Below are 17,098 nucleotides of genomic sequence, written 5' to 3'. Positions count from 1 at the left end.
CATAGTTCTTATGATTTTTCAAACGGAACCAGCACGCACCCCAGGCGCAGTAGAAAACACAATAACATCAACTAGATACGAAGACAAGCTCATGCAATGGCTGACATTCCCGCCGGAGGCGGGATTCGGGCCGTCCCGGGAGTGTCCTGTTGCAGTGAGGCAACGCAACCGGACACCCCGTCTTCATTGGTAACTTCTTGTCAATGCCGCTCGTCAGTGCCCGAGCAGGATCCTCAGCATGCGGCGCAGCGGTTCGGCCGCACCCCACAGCAGCTGGTCGCCGATGGTGAAGGCGCCGAGGTACTCCGGCCCCATCGCCATCTTGCGCAAGCGCCCGACCGGAATCGTCATCGTGCCGGTCACCGACACCGGCGTCAGGTCCGCCAGCGTCGCTTCGCGCGTGTTCGGCACGACCTTGACCCAGGCGTTGTCGTTGGCGATCAAGGCTTCGATGTCGGCCAACGGCACGTCTTTCTTGAGCTTGAACGTGAGCGCCTGGCTGTGGCAGCGCATCGCGCCGATGCGCACGCAGAAGCCGTCGACCGGCACCGGCGGCGTGCCGAAGCCCGCGCCCTGGCCGAGGATCTTGTTGGTCTCGGCCTCGCCCTTCCACTCTTCCTTGCTCATGCCGTTGCCCAGGTCCTTGTCGATCCACGGGATCAGGCTGCCGGCCAGCGGTGCGCCGAAGTTGGCGGTCTCCGCGCCGGAGAGCGAGCGCTGCTTCGCGGCAACCTTGCGGTCGATCTCGAGGATCGCGCTCTTCGGGTCGTCGAGCAGCGGGCGCACCTCGGCGTTCAGCGTGCCGAACTGCGTCAGCAGCTCGCGCATGTGCTGCGCGCCGCCGCCCGAGGCCGCCTGGTAGGTCTGCGTGCTCATCCACTCGACCAGGCCGGCCTTGTAGAGCGCACCGACGCCCATCAGCATGCAGCTGACGGTGCAGTTGCCGCCGATCCAGTCGCGCCCGCCGGCGGCCAGCGCGTTCTTGATCACCGGCATGTTGACCGGGTCGAGCACGATGACCGCGTTGTCCTTCATGCGCAGCGACGACGCCGCATCGATCCAATGGCCGTTCCAGCCGGCATTGCGCAGCTTCGGGTAGACCTCGTTGGTGTAGTCGCCGCCCTGGCAGGTGATGACGATCTCGCAGCGCTTCAGCGCCTCGATGTCGTTCGCATCCTGCAGCGTGGTTTCGTTCTTCGCGTAGGCGGGCGCCTTGCCGCCGGCATTGCTGGTGCTGAAGAACACCGGCTCGATCAGTTCGAAGTCGTTTTCCTGCGCCATGCGGTCGATCAGCACCGACCCCACCATGCCGCGCCAGCCCACCAGGCCGACCAATCTCGTAGCCATCTTGATTCCTGTCGTTGAATTCGTGTCGTGAAAGAGGGAAGAAGCGAACGGATCAGCCGTTCGCTTTCAGGTGGGCGACCACGGCGTCGCCCATCTCCTTCGTCCCCACCTTCGTGGTTCCTTCACTGTGGATGTCGACGGTGCGCAGGCCCTTCGCCAGCACCGCCTTGACGGCCGCCTCGATGCGCTGCGCCGCCGCTTCCTGGTTCAGGCTGAAGCGCAGCATCATCGCGGCCGACAGGATCGTGGCCAGCGGGTTCGCGATGCCCTTGCCGGCGATGTCGGGCGCCGAGCCGTGGCTCGGCTCGTACAGCCCTTGGTTCTTCGCGTTCAGCGAGGCCGACGGCAGCATGCCGATCGAGCCGGTCAGCATCGCGGCTTCGTCGCTGAGGATGTCGCCGAACATGTTGCCGGTGACGATCACGTCGAGCCGCTTCGGCGCCTTCACCAGCTGCATCGCGGCGTTGTCGACGTACATGTGCTCCAGCGCCACGTCGGGGTACTGCGCATGCACCTCGGTGACGACGTCGCGCCAGAACTGGAAGGTCTCCAGCACGTTGGCCTTGTCGACGCTCAGCACCTTCTTGCTGCGCTTGCGCGCGGCCTGGAACGCGACGTGCGCGATGCGCTCGATCTCGGGGCGCGAATAGCGCATCGTGTCGAAGGCCTCGTCGGCACCGGCGAACGCGCCGTCGGGCGACGCGCGCCGGCCGCGCGGCTGGCCGAAGTAGATGTCGCCGGTCAGCTCGCGGATGATCAGCAGGTCGAGGCCGGCCACCACCTCGGGCTTCAGGGTCGACGCATGGGTCAGCTCTTCGTAGCAGATCGCCGGGCGGAAGTTGGCGAACAACTCCAGGTTCTTGCGCAGGCCCAGGATGGCCTGCTCCGGGCGCAGGTGGCGTTCGAGCTTGTCGTACTGCCAGTCGCCGACGGCGCCGAACAGCACCGCATCGGCCGACTTGGCCAGCGCGAGCGTGGCCGGCGGCAGCGGGTGGCCGTGCGCGGCATAGGCCGCGCCGCCCACCTTGGCCTCTTCCATCTCGAAGCGCAGGTCGAGGCAACCGAGCACCTTGACGGCCTCGGCCATGATCTCCACCCCGATGCCGTCGCCCGGCAGGATCGCAATCTTCACGAGTCAGTTCCTTGGTTGGTCGGGCTCAGACGCGTTGCGCGAGCCACGGCTTCTTCAACAGGCGCTCGGCCTCGAACGCGCGGATCTTGTCGGCGTGGCGCAGCGTCAGGCCGATGTCGTCGAAGCCGTTGAGCAGGCAGAATTTCCGGAACGGCTGGACGTCGAAAGGGATCGCCTCTCCGCCCGGCCGCTCGACGACCTGGCGCTCCAGGTCGATCGTCAGCTGGTAGCCGACGAAGGCGTTCACCTCGTCGAACAGCCGGCTCACCTCGTGCTCGGGCAGCACGATGGGCAGCAGGCCGTTCTTGAAGCAGTTGTTGAAGAAGATGTCGGCATAGCTCGGCGCGATGATGGCGCGGAAGCCGTACTGGTCGAGCGCCCACGGCGCGTGTTCGCGCGACGAGCCGCAGCCGAAGTTCTTGCGCGTGAGCAGCACCGAAGCGCCCTGGTAGCGCGGCTGGTTCAGCACGAAATCGGGGTTGCGCTTGCGGGTGGACGGATCCTGCCCGGGCTCGCCACGGTCGAGGTAGCGCCATTCGTCGAACAGGTTCGGGCCGAACCCCGACTTCTTGATCGACTTCAGGAACTGCTTCGGGATGATCGCGTCGGTGTCGACGTTCTCGCGGTCGAGCGGCGCGACCAGGCCGGTGTGGATGCGAAAGGCTTGCATGGTCCGGGTCTCCTTCAGGACAGCCGACGCACGTCGACGAAATGGCCCTGCATGGCCGCGGCAGCCGCCATCGCCGGACTGACCAGGTGGGTGCGCCCACCCGCACCCTGGCGGCCTTCGAAGTTGCGGTTCGACGTCGACGCGCAGCGCTCGCCCGGCTCGAGCCGGTCGGCGTTCATCGCGAGGCACATCGAGCAGCCCGGCTCGCGCCATTCGAAGCCGGCGCCGCGGAACACCACGTCGAGGCCTTCGCGCTCGGCCTGTTCCTTCACGAGGCCCGAGCCCGGCACCACCAGCGCCAGCTTGACGTTCGACGCCAGCTTGCCGCCGATGCGGCGCACGACGGCCGCGGCCTCGCGCAGGTCCTCGATGCGCGAGTTGGTGCACGAGCCGATGAACACCTTGTCGATCAGGATGTCGGCGATCGGCTTGTTCGGTTCCAGCGCCATGTACTGCAGCGCACGCTCCATCGCGCCGCGCTTGCCGCTGTCCTTCTCGCGGTCGGGATCGGGTACGCGGTCGTCGATCGACAGCACCATCTCGGGCGAGGTGCCCCAGGTGACCTGCGGGCGGATGGTCGACGCGTCGAGCTCGACGACGGCGTCGAAATGCGCGCCGGCGTCGGTGTGCAGCGTGCGCCAGTAGGCGACCGCGTGATCCCATTCGAGACCGGCGGGCGTGAACGGACGGCCCTTCACGTAGGCAATGGTGGTGTCGTCGACACCGACCAGCCCGGCGCGCGCACCGGCTTCGATCGCCATGTTGCAGACCGTCATGCGGCCTTCCATGCTGAGGGCACGGATCGCGCTGCCGGCGAATTCGATGGTGTAGCCGGTGCCGCCGGCGGTGCCGATCTTGCCGATGATGGCCAGCACGATGTCCTTCGCACTGCAGCCGCGCGGCAGCACGCCGTCGACCTTGACGAGCATGTTCTTCGCCTTGCGCGCCAGCAGCGTCTGCGTGGCCAGCACGTGCTCGACCTCGCTGGTGCCGATGCCGTGCGCCAGCGCGCCGAAGGCGCCGTGCGTGGAGGTGTGCGAATCGCCGCAGACCACCGTCATGCCCGGCAGCGTGGCGCCCTGCTCCGGGCCGATCACGTGGACGATGCCCTGGCGCTTGTCGTTCATCTTGAACTGCGTGATGCCGACGCGGTCGCAGTTGGCGTCCAGCGTGTCGACCTGCAGCTTCGAGATCGGGTCGGCGATGCCGTGAGAACGGTCGGTGGTCGGCACGTTGTGGTCGCTGACCGCCAGGTTGGCCGACAGGCGCCACACCTTGCGGTGCGCCAGGTCCAGGCCTTCGAACGCCTGCGGGCTGGTGACTTCGTGCACCAGGTGGCGATCGATGTAGAGGACGGCGGTGCCGTCGTCTTCGGTGTGGACGACGTGCTCGTCCCAGATTTTGTCGTAGAGCGTGCGGGCCATGACAGTTTCCGAAGTGAACGCAGGCGAACTGCGGATTTTAGGCGCTGGACAACAAAAAACCCCGGCGCCAGGCCGGGGTTTTCGCAGGGTGGGGTCCAGGCTGCTTTGCCGGCGGGGTCAGCCTCGCTGCGCAATGGGTTTCACATTGCGTTGCGTGGCACCGTGGAATAGCTGGCGCGGACGGCCGATCTTGTACTCCGGGTCGCCGATCATCTCGTTCAGCTGGGCGATCCAGCCGACCGTGCGGGCCAGCGCGAACACCGCGGTGAACAGGCTGACCGGGATGCCGATCGCGCGCTGCACGATGCCCGAGTAGAAGTCGACGTTCGGGTACAGCTTGCGGGCGACGAAGTACTCGTCTTCCAGCGCGATCTTCTCGAGTTCCATCGCGAGCTTGAACAGCGGGTCGTTCTGCAGGCCCAGCGCGTTCAGCACCTCGTGGCAGGTCTCGCGCATCAGCTTGGCACGCGGGTCGTAGTTCTTGTAGACGCGGTGGCCGAAGCCCATCAGCTTGATGCCGGAGTTCTTGTCCTTGACCTGCTTGATGAACTCGCCGATCTTCTCGACGCCGCCCATCTTCTGCACGTCTTCCAGCATGTTCAGCGCCGCCTCGTTGGCGCCGCCGTGGGCCGGGCCCCACAGGCAGGCCACGCCGGCCGCGATGGCCGCGAACGGGTTGGTGCCCGACGAGCCGCACAGGCGCACCGTCGACGTCGACGCGTTCTGCTCGTGGTCGGCATGCAGGATGAAGATGCGGTCCATCGCGCGCACCAGCACCTCGTTCGGCTCGTAGTCCTCGCAGGGCGTCGCGAACATCATCCGCATGAAGTTGCCCGAGTACGACAGGTCGTTCTTCGGGTAGATGTACGGCTGGCCGATGCCGTACTTGTAGGCCATCGCCACCAGCGTCGGCATCTTCGCGATCAGGCGGATCGCCGAGATCTCGCGGTGCTTCGGGTTGTTGATGTCGGTGCTGTCGTGATAGAAGGCCGACAACCCGCCGACCAGGCCGGTCAGCACCGCCATCGGGTGCGCGTCGCGGCGGAAGCCGCGCAGGAAGAACTGCATCTGCTCGTTGACCATCGTGTGGTTGGTCACCAGCTTCACGAAATCGGTCTTCTCGGTTTCGTTCGGCAGTTCGCCGTTCAGCAGCAGGTAGCAGGTTTCGAGGTAGTCGCAGTTGGTCGCGAGCTGCTCGATCGGGTAGCCGCGGTACAGCAGCTCGCCCTTGTCGCCGTCGATGTAGGTGATGCTCGACTGGCAGGCAGCGGTCGACAGGAAGCCCGGGTCGTAGGTGAACTTGCCGGTCTGCGCGTACAGCTTGCGGATGTCGATCACGTCCGGACCGATCGTGCCCTTGTAGACCGGCAGGTCCATCGCAGGGCTGCCATCGGAGAACGACAGGGTGGCTTTCACGTCGGACGGGGTCATGAGCGTTCCTTCAGAGGTAGTAAGACTTGATACACACGCTGTCAGTGGTTCAGCGCCGGATGCGGGATGCGCATCAACTTCAGCACTTCCAGCACGTCGTCGCGCAGCAGATCGCCTTCGGGCTCCTTGCGGGCGAGCAACAGGTCGAGCAGGTCGTTGTCCGACAGATCCATCAGCAGGGTCAACCCCTCGGCCTGCCGGACTGTCAGCGCGGACTCATGACGTGCGAAGAACCGCTCGACGAACAGATCGTTCTCGAGCAGGCCGCGGCGGCAACGCCAGCGCAGCTTGCTGAGGGCACGTTCGTCGAGCAGTTCGTTCATCGCCATCCCGGTGTCAGACGGCCCGGCGGACCATCAGTTCCTTGATCTTGCCGATGGCCTTCGTCGGGTTCAGGCCCTTCGGGCAGACGTCGACGCAATTCATGATCGTGTGGCAGCGGAACAGGCGGTACGGGTCCTCGAGGTTGTCGAGGCGACCGGCGGTGTCCTGGTCGCGGCTGTCGGCGATGAAACGGTAGGCCTGCAGCAGGCCGGCGGGGCCGACGAACTTGTCGGGGTTCCACCAGAAGCTCGGACAGCTCGTCGAGCAGCTGGCGCACAGGATGCACTCGTACAGGCCGTTCAGTTCCTCGCGCTCTTCCGGCGACTGCAGGCGCTCCTTCTCGGGCGGCGGCATGTCGTTGACGAGGTAGGGCTTGATCGAGTTGTACTGCGTGAAGAACTGCGTCATGTCGACGATCAGGTCGCGCACCACCGGCAGGCCGGGCAGCGGCTTCAGCACGACGACATCGGGCAGCGTGCGCATGTTGGTCAGGCACGCGAGGCCGTTCTTGCCGTTGATGTTCATCGCGTCCGACCCGCAGACGCCTTCGCGGCACGAGCGGCGGAAGCTGATCGTCGGGTCGACCGCTTTCAGCTTCATCAGCGCATCGAGCAGCATGCGCTCGCTGCCGTCGAGCTCGACCTCGATCGTCTGCATGCGGGGCTTCGAATCCGTGTCCGGGTCGTAGCGGTAGATCTGGAAAACACGCTTGGTCATGAAATGCTTTCGACGTTCTTGTGGCGATGGCTCAGAACGAGCGGACCTTCGGCGGGATCGATTCGGCGGTCAGCGGGGTCAGCTTGACCGGCTTGTAGTCGAGGCGGTTGCCTTCGCTGTACCACAGCGAGTGCTTCATCCACACCTTGTCGTTGCGGCCGTTCGGGAATTCCGGCGAGTCGGCGTAATCGTTGACGGTGTGCGCGCCGCGGCTTTCGTGGCGGGCGGCGGCCGAGATCATCGTCGCGAGCGCGGCTTCGATCAGGTTCTCGACTTCCAGCGCCTCGATGCGGGCGGTGTTGAACACCTTGGACTTGTCGGCCAGGTGGATGTTCTTCACGCGCTCGGCGATCGCCTTGACCTGCTCGACGCCTTCGTCCATCGACGCCTGCGTGCGGAACACGCCGGCATGCTTCTGCATCGAACTGCGCAGGTCGTTGGCGACGTCCTGCGCGTACTCGCCGCCGCTGCTGGCTTCGTACTTGTTCAGCCGGGCCAGCGTGCGCTCGGCCGCATCGGCCGGCAGCGGCTTGTGCGCCTTCGCCTTCAGCCCCGCGTCGACGATGTGGTTGCCGGCCGCGCGGCCGAACACCAGCAGGTCGAGCAGCGAGTTGGTGCCCAGGCGGTTCGCGCCGTGCACGCTGACGCAGGAGCATTCGCCGACCGCGTACAGCCCGTTGACCACCGCGTTCGGATCGCCGTCCTTCGGCACGACCACCTGGCCGTGGATGTTGGTCGGGATGCCGCCCATCTGGTAGTGGATGGTCGGCACGACCGGGATCGGCTCCTTCGTGATGTCGACGTTCGCGAAGTTGTGGCCGATCTCCAGCACGCTGGGCAGGCGCTTCATGATCGTCTCGGACCCGAGGTGGGTCATGTCGAGCACGACGTAGTCCTTGTTCGGACCGCAGCCGCGCCCTTCCTTGATCTCCTGGTCCATGCAGCGCGAGACGAAATCGCGCGGCGCCAGGTCTTTCAGCGTCGGCGCATAGCGCTCCATGAAGCGCTCGCCGTCGCTGTTGCGCAGGATCGCGCCTTCGCCGCGGCAGCCTTCGGTCAGCAGCACGCCGGCACCGGCCACGCCGGTCGGGTGGAACTGCCAGAACTCCATGTCTTCCAGCGGGATGCCGGCACGCGCCGCCATGCCCAGGCCGTCGCCGGTGTTGATGAAGGCATTGGTCGACGCCGCGAAGATGCGCCCCGCCCCGCCGGTGGCCAGCAGCACGGTCTTGGCTTCGAGGATGTGCAGCTCGCCGGTCTCCATCTCGAGCGCGGTGACGCCGACCACGTCGCCGTCGGCGTCGCGGATCAGGTCGAGCGCCATCCACTCGACGAAGAAGTGCGTGCGCGCCTTGACGTTCTGCTGGTACAGCGTGTGCAGCATCGCGTGGCCGGTGCGGTCGGCGGCGGCACAGGCGCGCTGCACCGGCTTCTCGCCGTAGTTGGCGGTGTGGCCACCGAACGGACGCTGGTAGATGGTGCCGTCGGGGTTGCGGTCGAACGGCATGCCGAAGTGTTCGAGCTCGTAGACCACCTTCGGCGCCTCGCGGCACATGAATTCGATCGCGTCCTGGTCGCCGAGCCAGTCGGAGCCCTTCACGGTGTCGAAGAAGTGGTAGTGCCAGTTGTCTTCCGACATGTTGCCGAGCGACGCGCCGATGCCGCCTTGCGCGGCGACCGTGTGCGAACGGGTCGGGAACACCTTGGACAGCACGGCGACGTTCAGGCCGGCGCGGGCGAGCTGCAGCGAAGCGCGCATGCCCGAACCGCCGGCACCGACGATGACGACGTCGAACTTGCGCCTGGAGATCGAAGAGGAAGAAAAGCTCACGTCACAGTCTCCAGAGCACTTGAATCGCCCAGCCGGCACAGCCGACCAGCCACACCAGCGTGAGCACCTGCAGCGCCAGCTTGACGCCGACCGGCTTCACGTAGTCCATCAGCACGTCGCGCACGCCGACCCACACGTGGTAGGCGAGCGAGACGATCACGACGAAGGTCAGCACCTTCATCCATTGGCGCGAGAAGATGTTCGCCCATTTGTCGTAACCCATCGGGCCCGGCAGCAGCACCTGCACGATCAACGCGACCGTGAACAGCGCCATCACCAGCGCGGTGGCGCGCTGGGCCATCCAGTCGCGCAAACCGTAGTGCGCGCCGACGACCAGGCGCTTGGAACCATAGTTTTGTGTCATGGTGTGGCGCCTCAGAAGAACAGCTTGTAGCCGAGGACCAGCGTCAGCGCGATGCTCAGCACCAGCGTGACCAGTGCCGACTGGCGGCCGAATTCCTTGCTGACCGAGTGGGTCGCGTCCATCCACAGGTGGCGCACGCCGGCGATGAAGTGATGCAAGTAGGCCCAGATCAGCGCGAGCGTCGCGAGCTTGACGAACCAGGCCGGCACGAAGCCGAAGCCGCCCATGAAGACGCCGGTGAACTGCGAGTACGAGACCTCGGAGGTGAGGCTCGTGTCGAACATCCAGATGATGAACGGGAGCAGCACGAACATCAGCAGGCCGCTGACGCGATGCAGGATCGACACCCAGCCCGCCAGCGGCAGCCGGTAGTGGGTGGCATCGATCAGGCGCATCGTTCCTGGCCTCCGTGAGGAGATTGGCTTGGAAATCTCTGTCATACCCACCTTGTTTGCATGTTGTGTGCGAGACGAAACCGGAAGATTTTATTGCAACGCAGCACGTTCGCGTGCGGCTCGGCGAAGCAACCGCGGGCGAATGATGCGCCTTCGCGGCTAGCTGAGTTCGTTCCTGTAGTAATGCGAGCGCGTGTTGTAGAGGCCGCGCCGCAGCTCGACCGGCTTGTCGCCATAGGTGCGCGACAGCCGCTCCACGCTGAGCAGCGGCTCGCCGACCGGCACGCCCAGCAGCCCGGCCGCGCCGGCGTCGGCCGCGACCGCGCGCAATTGTTCTTCGGCGCGGATCATGCGCACGCCGAATTCGGTTTCGAACAGGCCGTACAGCGGCCCGCGGTAACCGGTGAGGCGCTCGGCCGTCAGCCCCTTGAACAGCGAGGCCGGCAGCCAGATGTCGTCCAGCACCACCGGCACGCGCTTGAACTGCAGCAGCCGGCGGATCTGGATCGCCGCGTCGCCGGCCTTCAGCTCGAGCGCGCGCGAAATCTCGGCGCCCGGCCGCTGGCGGCGGCAATCGATGACATGGCGTGTCGCGCCGCCGATCTCGCCGTCGTCGGGCATCAGCCGCAGGAAGCGGTACTGGATCTTCTCTTCGGCATGCGTCGCGACGAAGGTGCCCTTGCCCTGGCGGCGCACCAGCAGGTTCTCGTCGGCCATCGCGTCGATCGCCTTGCGCACCGTGCCTTGGCTGACCTTGTAGCGCGCGGCCAGCTCCATCTCGCTCGGGATCGCCTCGCCCGGCTTCCATTCGCCGCTCTGCAGGCTGCGCGTGATCAGGCCCTTGATCTGCTGGTACAGCGGGCTGAAGGCCGGCCCGCCGGTGTCGGCAGGCGGCGCTTCGCCGGCGGCAGCGGCAAGCGCGGCGACAGCGGAGGAAGGGGGCGAGGTGGCCATGAGACCGCGATTGCAGCACAGCTCGCCCCTTGCCGTCCATGACTGCTGGAAGATGTCTTATATAAGACATAAGATCCTTGACAGAGGGCGGGGTCGCCACCTAGACTCCCCTACACTTCGGGCTCGCACAGCAGGCTGCACCAAGCCTCTTCTTGCAGCGCTGTCATCGACCACTGAACCCTGCGGAGACTCCCCATGAGCAAGAAACCCGTTCGCGTTGCCGTCACCGGTGCCGCTGGCCAGATCGGCTACGCCCTGCTGTTCCGTATCGCCTCCGGCGAGATGCTGGGCAAGGACCAACCGGTGATCCTGCAGCTGCTCGAGATCCCCGACGAGAAGGCCCAGAAGGCGCTGAAGGGCGTGATGATGGAACTCGACGATTGCGCGTTCCCGCTGCTGGCCGGCATGGAAGCGCATGGCGATGCCAACACCGCCTTCAAGGACACCGATTACGCGCTGCTGGTCGGCGCCCGTCCGCGCGGTCCCGGCATGGAGCGCAAGGACCTGCTGGCCGCCAACGCGCAGATCTTCACCGCGCAGGGCAAGGCGCTGAACGCCGTCGCGTCGCGCAACGTCAAGGTGCTGGTGGTCGGCAACCCGGCCAACACCAACGCCTACATCGCGATGAAGAGCGCCCCCGACCTGCCGCGCAAGAACTTCACCGCGATGCTGCGCCTGGACCACAACCGCGCCGCGTCGCAGATCGCCGCGAAGACCGGCAAGCCGGTGTCGAGCATCGAGAAGCTGGCCGTGTGGGGCAACCACTCGCCGACGATGTACGCCGACTACCGCTTTGCCACCATCGACGGCAAGTCGGTCAAGGAGCTGATCAACGACGACGTGTGGAACAAGGACACGTTCCTGCCGACCGTCGGCAAGCGCGGTGCAGCGATCATCGAAGCCCGTGGCCTGAGCTCGGCCGCGTCGGCCGCCAACGCCGCGATCGACCACATGCGCGACTGGGCGCTGGGCAGCAACGGCAAGTGGGTCACGATGGGCATCGCGTCCGACGGCCAGTACGGCATCCCGAAGGACACGATGTTCGGCTTCCCGGTCACCACCGCCGGCGGCGAGTACAAGCTGGTCGAGGGCTTGGCGATCGACGCGTTCTCGCAAGAGCGCATCAACCTCACCCTCAAGGAACTGCAGGAAGAGCAGGAAGGCGTCAAGCACCTGCTGTAAGCACGGCTGCGGGCCCGAGAGAAGGCCGGACTGCATCCGGCCTTTTTTTCGGCTCGATTTCGACGGAGCACCCGATGAGCGACTGGAATCCCGACCTCTACAAGCAGTTCGAAGACGAGCGCACGCGCCCGGCGCGCGATCTGCTGGCGCAGGTGGGTTCCATTCCGTCCGGCACGGTGTTCGACCTCGGCTGCGGTCCGGGCAATTCGACCGAGCTGCTGGTGGGTCGCTTCCCCGGCGCGCAGGTCGTCGGCACCGACACCTCCGAAGCGATGCTCGCCAGCGCCCGCGAACGCCTGCCGGGCTGCGCTTTCGAGCAGAGCGACATCTCGGTGTGGCGGCCCGCGTCGCCCGCAGCGCTGATCTACGCGAACGCGTCGCTGCAATGGGTGCCAGACCACGCGACGCTGCTGCCGCGGCTGTTCGCCGAGCTGGCACCCGGCGGCACGCTCGCGATCCAGATGCCCGACAACCGCGACGAGCCGACGCACCGCTTGATGCGGGAGACCGCCGCGCTCGCGCCGTGGGCCGAACCGATCGGCAACGCCGACGCCAGGCGCACGCCGATGCTCGGCGTCGGCGGCTACTACGACCTGCTCGCGCCGCTGGCTGCGCGGGTGCAGGTGTGGCGCACCGCGTACCAGCACCCGATGGCCGACGCCGCCGCGATCGTCGAATGGGTGCGCGCCACCGGGCTGAAGCCGTTCGTCGATCCGTTGTCGCCGGCGCTGCGCGCGTCGTTCCTCGATGCCTACACCCGCCGCATCGCCGAAGCCTACCCGGCGCATGCCGACGGCCGGCTGCTGCTGGCGTTCCCGCGGCTGTTCATCGTCGCGACGAAAGGTGCGGCATGAGCGGGCCGAGCGCCGGGCCGCTCCCAAGCCGGCCCGCCTTCCCCTCGGGGGAGTGGCCGACGTACGCGTCGGACGAGGGGTCGTCATGACTCACCCGCGCGACATCCTGTTCGGCGCCGGCGAGATGCTGCCGGCCTTGCCCGTCTGCGACCACTACGCCGGCGTCGAAGCCCGCATGCACAAGAGCCTTGCGCTGCAGGCCGAGCTCGGCCCGGTGTTCGACATCACGCTCGACTGCGAAGACGGCGCGCCGGTCGGCGGCGAGGCCGAGCATGCACAGATGGTCGCGTCGTTCGTGATGTCGGCGGCCAACCGCCACGGCCGCGTCGGCGCCCGCCTGCATGCGCCCGACGAAGCGGCGTTCGACGGCGACGTCGACACGCTGGTCGGCCGGGCCGGCACGCGGCTCGCCTACCTGATGGTGCCGAAGGTCGAGAGCCTCGCGCAGCTGCAGGCCGCGGTCTCGTCGATCGACGCCGCGTGCGTGCGCCACGGGCTCGAGCGGCAGATCCCGGTCCATGCGCTGGTCGAGACGCACGGTGCGCTGCGCGAGGTCGACGCGCTCGCCGCACACCCGCGCATCGAGTCGCTGTCGTTCGGGCTGATGGATTTCGTCTCGGCGCACCGCGGCGCGATCGGCCACCAGGCGATGAGCGCGACCGGCCAGTTCGAGCACCCGCTGGTGCTGCGCGCCAAGCTGGCGATCTCGGCCGCCTGCCACGGCCACGGCAAGGTGCCGTCGCACTGCGTGGTCACCGAATTCCGCAAGCTCGACCTGCTGCAGGCCGCGGCGTCGAAGGCGGCGCGCCAGCTCGGCTACCTGCGCATGTGGAGCATCCACCCCGACCAGGTCCGCACCATCGTCGATGCGTTCGCGCCGACCGCCGCCGAAACCGACCTGGCGACCGAGATCCTGATGGCGGCCCAGGCGGCGCAGTGGGCGCCGATCAGCCACCGCGACACGCTGCACGACCGCGCCAGCTACCGCTATTACTGGCACGTGCTGGAGCGCGCCGCCCGCACCGGGCAGCCGCTGCCGATCGAGGTGCGGCAGGCCTTCTTCGCGGAGGGGCCGTGACGTTTTCCACGACCTCGCGCGGCAAGTGCGCAACAAGCCATCAAATTGTTTCAAAGACGCGGGTCGGCCCACGATGTGTGCCACCACCCACCTCCACAATCGCTCCTTCTCACAAACTGTTGGAGCGACACGATGTCCCGCAACCTGATCATCGCCCTGGCCTTCGGGCTGACTTCGGCCGCTGCCATGGCCGCCGATCCCGCCACGCCGGCCAAGCCGGCCGCGAAGCCGGCTGCTGCCGCCGCGAAGAAGGCGCCGCCCAAGAAGGTCGAAGCGACGCTGCCGGCCGCCGACCAGGCCCAGCTCGATGCGGCCGAGCGCACGCTGTACGGCCCGTACGAATGCGAGTTCGACCAGAAGATCGACGTCTCGATCAACCCGAAATTCCCCGGGTATGTCGACGTGGCCTTCGGCAAGAAACTGTTCACGATGAAGCCGGTGTCGTCGTCGACGGGCGCGCTGCGCCTGGAAGACGTCAAGGGCGTTGCGCTGCTGCTGCAGATCGCCAACAAGTCGATGCTGATGGACACCAAGGTCGGCCAGCGCCTGGTCGACGGCTGCGTCCACGAGAAGCAGCGCGCCGCCGCTGCGGCCGCCGGCAAGTAAGCGCCGGTCTCCGGAGATCGAGCCAGCGCCCTGCCCCCGTTTTTTCGTTCCTTGTGCCCCGGGGTCGCGACGACGACCGGTGGCCGGCGCCTGGCAGATCCGCGCAATGCGGCTGCAGGGCTTTTCCTTTCCTGACCTGAACCTCGTTGCCCCCGGAGAACCGCATGCTTCAAGCCTATCGCCAACACGTTGCCGAACGCGCCGCCCTCGGCATCCCGCCGCTGCCGCTGTCGGCCGCGCAGACCGCCGAACTGATCGAGCTGCTGAAGGTGCCGCCGGCCGGCGAAGGCGCGAACCTGGTCTACCTGCTGACCCACCGCGTGCCCGCCGGCGTCGACGACGCGGCCAAGGTGAAGGCTTCGTACCTGGCGGCCGTCGCACACGGCACCGAATCCAATTCGCTGATTTCCCGCGAGCTGGCGACCGAGCTGCTGGGCACGATGCTCGGCGGCTACAACATCAGCCCGCTGATCGACCTGCTGGACGATGCCGCGGTCGGCGCCGTCGCCGCCAAGGGCCTGAAGGGCACCTTGCTGATGTTCGACCAGTTCCACGACGTGAAGACCAAGGCCGACAAGGGCAACGACCACGCCCGCGCGGTGCTGCAGAGCTGGGCCGATGCCGAGTGGTTCACGTCGCGTCCCGAGGTGCCGGCGTCGATCACCGTCAGCATCTTCAAGGTGGGAGGCGAGACGAACACCGACGACCTGTCGCCGGCGCCCGACGCCTGGAGCCGCCCCGACATCCCGCTGCATGCGCTGGCGATGCTGAAGAATGCGCGCCCGGGCATCACCCCCGAAGAAGACGGCAAGCGCGGCCCGATCAAGTTCATCGAGGACCTGCGTGCCAAGGGCCACCTGGTGGCCTATGTCGGCGACGTCGTCGGCACCGGTTCCAGCCGCAAGTCGGCCACCAACTCGGTGCTGTGGTTCACCGGCGAAGACATTCCGTACGTGCCGAACAAGCGCTTCGGCGGCGTGTGCCTGGGCAACAAGATCGCCCCGATCTTCTACAACACGATGGAAGACGCCGGCGCGCTGCCGATCGAGCTCGACGTCAGCCAGATGGCGATGGGCGACGTGGTCGAGTTGCGCCCGTATGAAGGCAAGGCGCTGAAGAACGGCCAGGTGATCGCCGAGTTCAAGGTCAAGAGCGAGGTGCTGTTCGACGAAGTGCGCGCCGGTGGCCGCATTCCGCTGATCGTCGGCCGCGGGCTGACCGCGAAGGCCCGCGAGGCGCTCGGCCTCGCGCCGTCGACGCTGTTCCGCCTGCCGCAGAGCCCGGTCGATACCAAGAAGGGCTACTCGCTGGCGCAGAAGATGGTCGGCAAGGCCTGCGGCCTGCCGGTCGTCAACGGCCAGCAGCAGGGCGTGCGCCCGGGCACCTACTGCGAGCCGCGCATGACCAGCGTGGGCTCGCAGGACACCACCGGCCCGATGACGCGCGACGAGCTGAAGGACCTGGCCTGCCTGGGCTTCAGCGCCGACCTGGTGATGCAGAGCTTCTGCCACACCGCGGCATACCCGAAGCCGGTCGACGTGAAGATGCACCACGAGTTGCCGGAGTTCATCAGCACGCGCGGCGGCATTTCGCTGCGCCCTGGTGACGGCGTGATCCACAGCTGGCTGAACCGCTTCCTGCTGCCCGACACCGTCGGCACCGGCGGCGACAGCCACACCCGCTTCCCGATCGGCATCAGCTTCCCGGCCGGTTCGGGCCTGGTCGCGTTCGCGGCCGCCACCGGCGTGATGCCGCTGGACATGCCGGAGAGCGTGCTGGTGCGCTTCAAGGGCACGATGCAGCCGGGCGTCACGCTGCGCGACCTGGTCAACGCGATCCCGCTGTACGCGATCAAGCAGGGCCTGCTGACGGTCGACAAGAAGGGCAAGAAGAACATCTTCTCGGGCCGCATCCTCGAGATCGAAGGCTTGCCCGAGCTGAAGGTGGAGCAGGCCTTCGAGCTGAGCGATGCGTCGGCCGAGCGTTCGGCGGCCGGCTGCACGGTGCACCTGAACAAGGAACCGATCATCGAGTACATCAACAGCAACATCACGCTGATGAAGTGGATGATCGCGCAGGGGTATGCCGATGCGCGCACGCTGGAGCGCCGCATTGCCGCGCAAGAGGCCTGGCTCGCGAACCCGCAGCTGCTGAAGGGCGATGCGGATGCCGACTACGCGGCGGTGATCGAGATCGACCTGGCCGACGTGCACGAGCCGATCGTCGCGTGCCCGAACGACCCGGACGACGTGAAGACGCTGTCCGAGGTGTCGGGCGCGAAGATCGACGAGGTGTTCATCGGTTCGTGCATGACCAACATCGGCCATTTCCGGGCGGCCAGCAAGCTGCTCGAGGGCAAGCGCGACATCCCGGTGAAGCTGTGGGTGGCGCCGCCGACCAAGATGGATGCGCACCAGCTGACCGAGGAAGGCCACTACGGCGTACTCGGCACGGCGGGCGCGCGCATGGAGATGCCGGGCTGCAGCCTGTGCATGGGCAACCAGGCGCAGGTGAAGGAAGGCGCGACGGTGTTCTCGACCAGCACGCGCAACTTCCCGAACCGGCTGGGCAAGAACAGCAACGTCTACCTCGGCTCGGCCGAGCTGGCGTCGATCTGCTCGAAGCTCGGGCGGATCCCGACGAAGGACGAGTACATGGCCGACATGGGGGTGCTGACGGCGGCCTCGGACAAGGTCTACCAGTATCTGAACTTCGACCGGATCAAGGAGTATTCGGAGGCTTGAGTTCTGCGCGCGCGCAAGCGCGTGCAAAGGCGCGGGTGGGGAGGG

The 17,098-nt window shown here is 66.8% G+C and carries 16 protein-coding genes; 5 read left to right on the top strand and 11 right to left on the bottom strand.

The window, feature by feature from the left end:
- Nucleotides 1–213: 213 nt before the first annotated feature.
- From asd to FHT26_RS06930, 11 genes are all read right to left on the bottom strand, one after another.
- Entirely contained in the window at nucleotides 214–1,347 is a 1,134-nt protein-coding gene (gene asd / locus FHT26_RS06980) for an aspartate-semialdehyde dehydrogenase (protein ID WP_168559433.1), read from the bottom strand.
- 52 nt (nucleotides 1,348–1,399) lie between these two features.
- Nucleotides 1,400–2,479 (bottom strand): 3-isopropylmalate dehydrogenase, encoded by a 1,080-nt coding sequence (leuB, locus tag FHT26_RS06975; RefSeq protein WP_168559432.1) that lies wholly within the window; start codon nucleotides 2,477–2,479, stop codon nucleotides 1,400–1,402.
- Between the two features lie 25 nt (nucleotides 2,480–2,504).
- Nucleotides 2,505–3,149, bottom strand: a complete 645-nt coding sequence (gene leuD, locus FHT26_RS06970; RefSeq protein WP_168559431.1) for a 3-isopropylmalate dehydratase small subunit — start codon at nucleotides 3,147–3,149, stop codon at nucleotides 2,505–2,507.
- A 14-nt stretch (nucleotides 3,150–3,163) separates the two neighbouring features.
- Nucleotides 3,164–4,573 (bottom strand): 3-isopropylmalate dehydratase large subunit, encoded by a 1,410-nt coding sequence (leuC, locus tag FHT26_RS06965; protein WP_168559430.1) that lies wholly within the window; start codon nucleotides 4,571–4,573, stop codon nucleotides 3,164–3,166.
- Nucleotides 4,574–4,690: 117 nt separating this feature from the next.
- Complete coding sequence (gltA, locus tag FHT26_RS06960; protein WP_168559429.1) at nucleotides 4,691–6,004, bottom strand: citrate synthase; 1,314 nt, start codon at nucleotides 6,002–6,004, stop codon at nucleotides 4,691–4,693.
- A 41-nt stretch (nucleotides 6,005–6,045) separates the two neighbouring features.
- The gene (locus FHT26_RS06955) at nucleotides 6,046–6,333 is read right to left on the bottom strand and encodes an FAD assembly factor SdhE (protein WP_168559428.1); all 288 of its coding nucleotides are present in this window, start codon (nucleotides 6,331–6,333) and stop codon (nucleotides 6,046–6,048) included.
- Between the two features lie 7 nt (nucleotides 6,334–6,340).
- Entirely contained in the window at nucleotides 6,341–7,045 is a 705-nt protein-coding gene (locus tag FHT26_RS06950) for a succinate dehydrogenase iron-sulfur subunit (RefSeq protein WP_168559427.1), read from the bottom strand.
- Nucleotides 7,046–7,076: 31 nt separating this feature from the next.
- Nucleotides 7,077–8,804, bottom strand: coding sequence for a succinate dehydrogenase flavoprotein subunit (gene sdhA, locus FHT26_RS06945; RefSeq protein ID WP_246867785.1), 1,728 nt, complete (start codon nucleotides 8,802–8,804; stop codon nucleotides 7,077–7,079).
- A 73-nt stretch (nucleotides 8,805–8,877) separates the two neighbouring features.
- Nucleotides 8,878–9,240: a succinate dehydrogenase, hydrophobic membrane anchor protein gene (sdhD, locus tag FHT26_RS06940; RefSeq protein ID WP_168559425.1), complete on the bottom strand. Its 363-nt coding sequence runs from the start codon at nucleotides 9,238–9,240 to the stop codon at nucleotides 8,878–8,880.
- 11 nt (nucleotides 9,241–9,251) lie between these two features.
- A complete protein-coding gene (sdhC, locus tag FHT26_RS06935) occupies nucleotides 9,252–9,680 on the bottom strand; it encodes a succinate dehydrogenase, cytochrome b556 subunit (RefSeq protein ID WP_168559424.1) in 429 nt (142 codons plus the stop codon).
- A 114-nt stretch (nucleotides 9,681–9,794) separates the two neighbouring features.
- Entirely contained in the window at nucleotides 9,795–10,589 is a 795-nt protein-coding gene (locus FHT26_RS06930) for a GntR family transcriptional regulator (protein WP_168559423.1), read from the bottom strand.
- A gap of 195 nt (nucleotides 10,590–10,784) precedes the next feature.
- On the opposite strand from FHT26_RS06930, the gene FHT26_RS06925 reads away from it, so the two are divergent.
- From FHT26_RS06925 to acnB, 5 genes are all read left to right on the top strand, one after another.
- Nucleotides 10,785–11,771 carry a malate dehydrogenase gene (locus FHT26_RS06925; protein WP_047511238.1) on the top strand — a complete coding sequence of 329 codons (987 nt, stop codon included), beginning with the start codon at nucleotides 10,785–10,787 and terminating at the stop codon, nucleotides 11,769–11,771.
- Nucleotides 11,772–11,845: 74 nt separating this feature from the next.
- Entirely contained in the window at nucleotides 11,846–12,625 is a 780-nt protein-coding gene (gene tam, locus FHT26_RS06920; RefSeq protein WP_168559422.1) for a trans-aconitate 2-methyltransferase, read from the top strand.
- An 85-nt stretch (nucleotides 12,626–12,710) separates the two neighbouring features.
- Complete coding sequence (locus FHT26_RS06915; protein ID WP_168559421.1) at nucleotides 12,711–13,703, top strand: HpcH/HpaI aldolase/citrate lyase family protein; 993 nt, start codon at nucleotides 12,711–12,713, stop codon at nucleotides 13,701–13,703.
- Between the two features lie 132 nt (nucleotides 13,704–13,835).
- Nucleotides 13,836–14,309 carry a hypothetical protein gene (locus FHT26_RS06910; RefSeq protein ID WP_168559420.1) on the top strand — a complete coding sequence of 158 codons (474 nt, stop codon included), beginning with the start codon at nucleotides 13,836–13,838 and terminating at the stop codon, nucleotides 14,307–14,309.
- A 164-nt stretch (nucleotides 14,310–14,473) separates the two neighbouring features.
- Entirely contained in the window at nucleotides 14,474–17,053 is a 2,580-nt protein-coding gene (gene acnB / locus FHT26_RS06905) for a bifunctional aconitate hydratase 2/2-methylisocitrate dehydratase (RefSeq protein ID WP_168559419.1), read from the top strand.
- The last annotated feature ends 45 nt before the right edge of the window (nucleotides 17,054–17,098 follow it).

This window comes from Rhizobacter sp. SG703 (genome assembly GCF_012275445.1).
GTDB lineage: Bacteria > Pseudomonadota > Gammaproteobacteria > Burkholderiales > Burkholderiaceae_C > Rhizobacter.
Note: the sequence above shows the minus strand (reverse complement) of the source record. Positions and strands in the feature narration are given on the sequence as shown.

What these genes read in the sequence shown, in the direction of transcription:
- sdhC (WP_168559424.1), bottom strand. Translation starts at nt 9,680, where the DNA reads ATGACAGAGATTTCCAAGCCAATCTCCTCACGGAGGCCAGGAACGATG.
- FHT26_RS06915 (WP_168559421.1), top strand. Translation starts at nt 12,711, where the DNA reads ATGACTCACCCGCGCGACATCCTGTTCGGCGCCGGCGAGATGCTGCCG.
- leuD (WP_168559431.1), bottom strand. Translation starts at nt 3,149, where the DNA reads ATGCAAGCCTTTCGCATCCACACCGGCCTGGTCGCGCCGCTCGACCGC.
- sdhD (WP_168559425.1), bottom strand. Translation starts at nt 9,240, where the DNA reads ATGACACAAAACTATGGTTCCAAGCGCCTGGTCGTCGGCGCGCACTAC.
- FHT26_RS06925 (WP_047511238.1), top strand. Translation starts at nt 10,785, where the DNA reads ATGAGCAAGAAACCCGTTCGCGTTGCCGTCACCGGTGCCGCTGGCCAG.
- FHT26_RS06910 (WP_168559420.1), top strand. Translation starts at nt 13,836, where the DNA reads ATGTCCCGCAACCTGATCATCGCCCTGGCCTTCGGGCTGACTTCGGCC.
- acnB (WP_168559419.1), top strand. Translation starts at nt 14,474, where the DNA reads ATGCTTCAAGCCTATCGCCAACACGTTGCCGAACGCGCCGCCCTCGGC.
- FHT26_RS06950 (WP_168559427.1), bottom strand. Translation starts at nt 7,045, where the DNA reads ATGACCAAGCGTGTTTTCCAGATCTACCGCTACGACCCGGACACGGAT.
- gltA (WP_168559429.1), bottom strand. Translation starts at nt 6,004, where the DNA reads ATGACCCCGTCCGACGTGAAAGCCACCCTGTCGTTCTCCGATGGCAGC.
- sdhA (WP_246867785.1), bottom strand. Translation starts at nt 8,804, where the DNA reads ATGCGCGCTTCGCTGCAGCTCGCCCGCGCCGGCCTGAACGTCGCCGTG.
- FHT26_RS06930 (WP_168559423.1), bottom strand. Translation starts at nt 10,589, where the DNA reads ATGGCCACCTCGCCCCCTTCCTCCGCTGTCGCCGCGCTTGCCGCTGCC.
- leuC (WP_168559430.1), bottom strand. Translation starts at nt 4,573, where the DNA reads ATGGCCCGCACGCTCTACGACAAAATCTGGGACGAGCACGTCGTCCAC.
- asd (WP_168559433.1), bottom strand. Translation starts at nt 1,347, where the DNA reads ATGGCTACGAGATTGGTCGGCCTGGTGGGCTGGCGCGGCATGGTGGGG.
- tam (WP_168559422.1), top strand. Translation starts at nt 11,846, where the DNA reads ATGAGCGACTGGAATCCCGACCTCTACAAGCAGTTCGAAGACGAGCGC.
- FHT26_RS06955 (WP_168559428.1), bottom strand. Translation starts at nt 6,333, where the DNA reads ATGGCGATGAACGAACTGCTCGACGAACGTGCCCTCAGCAAGCTGCGC.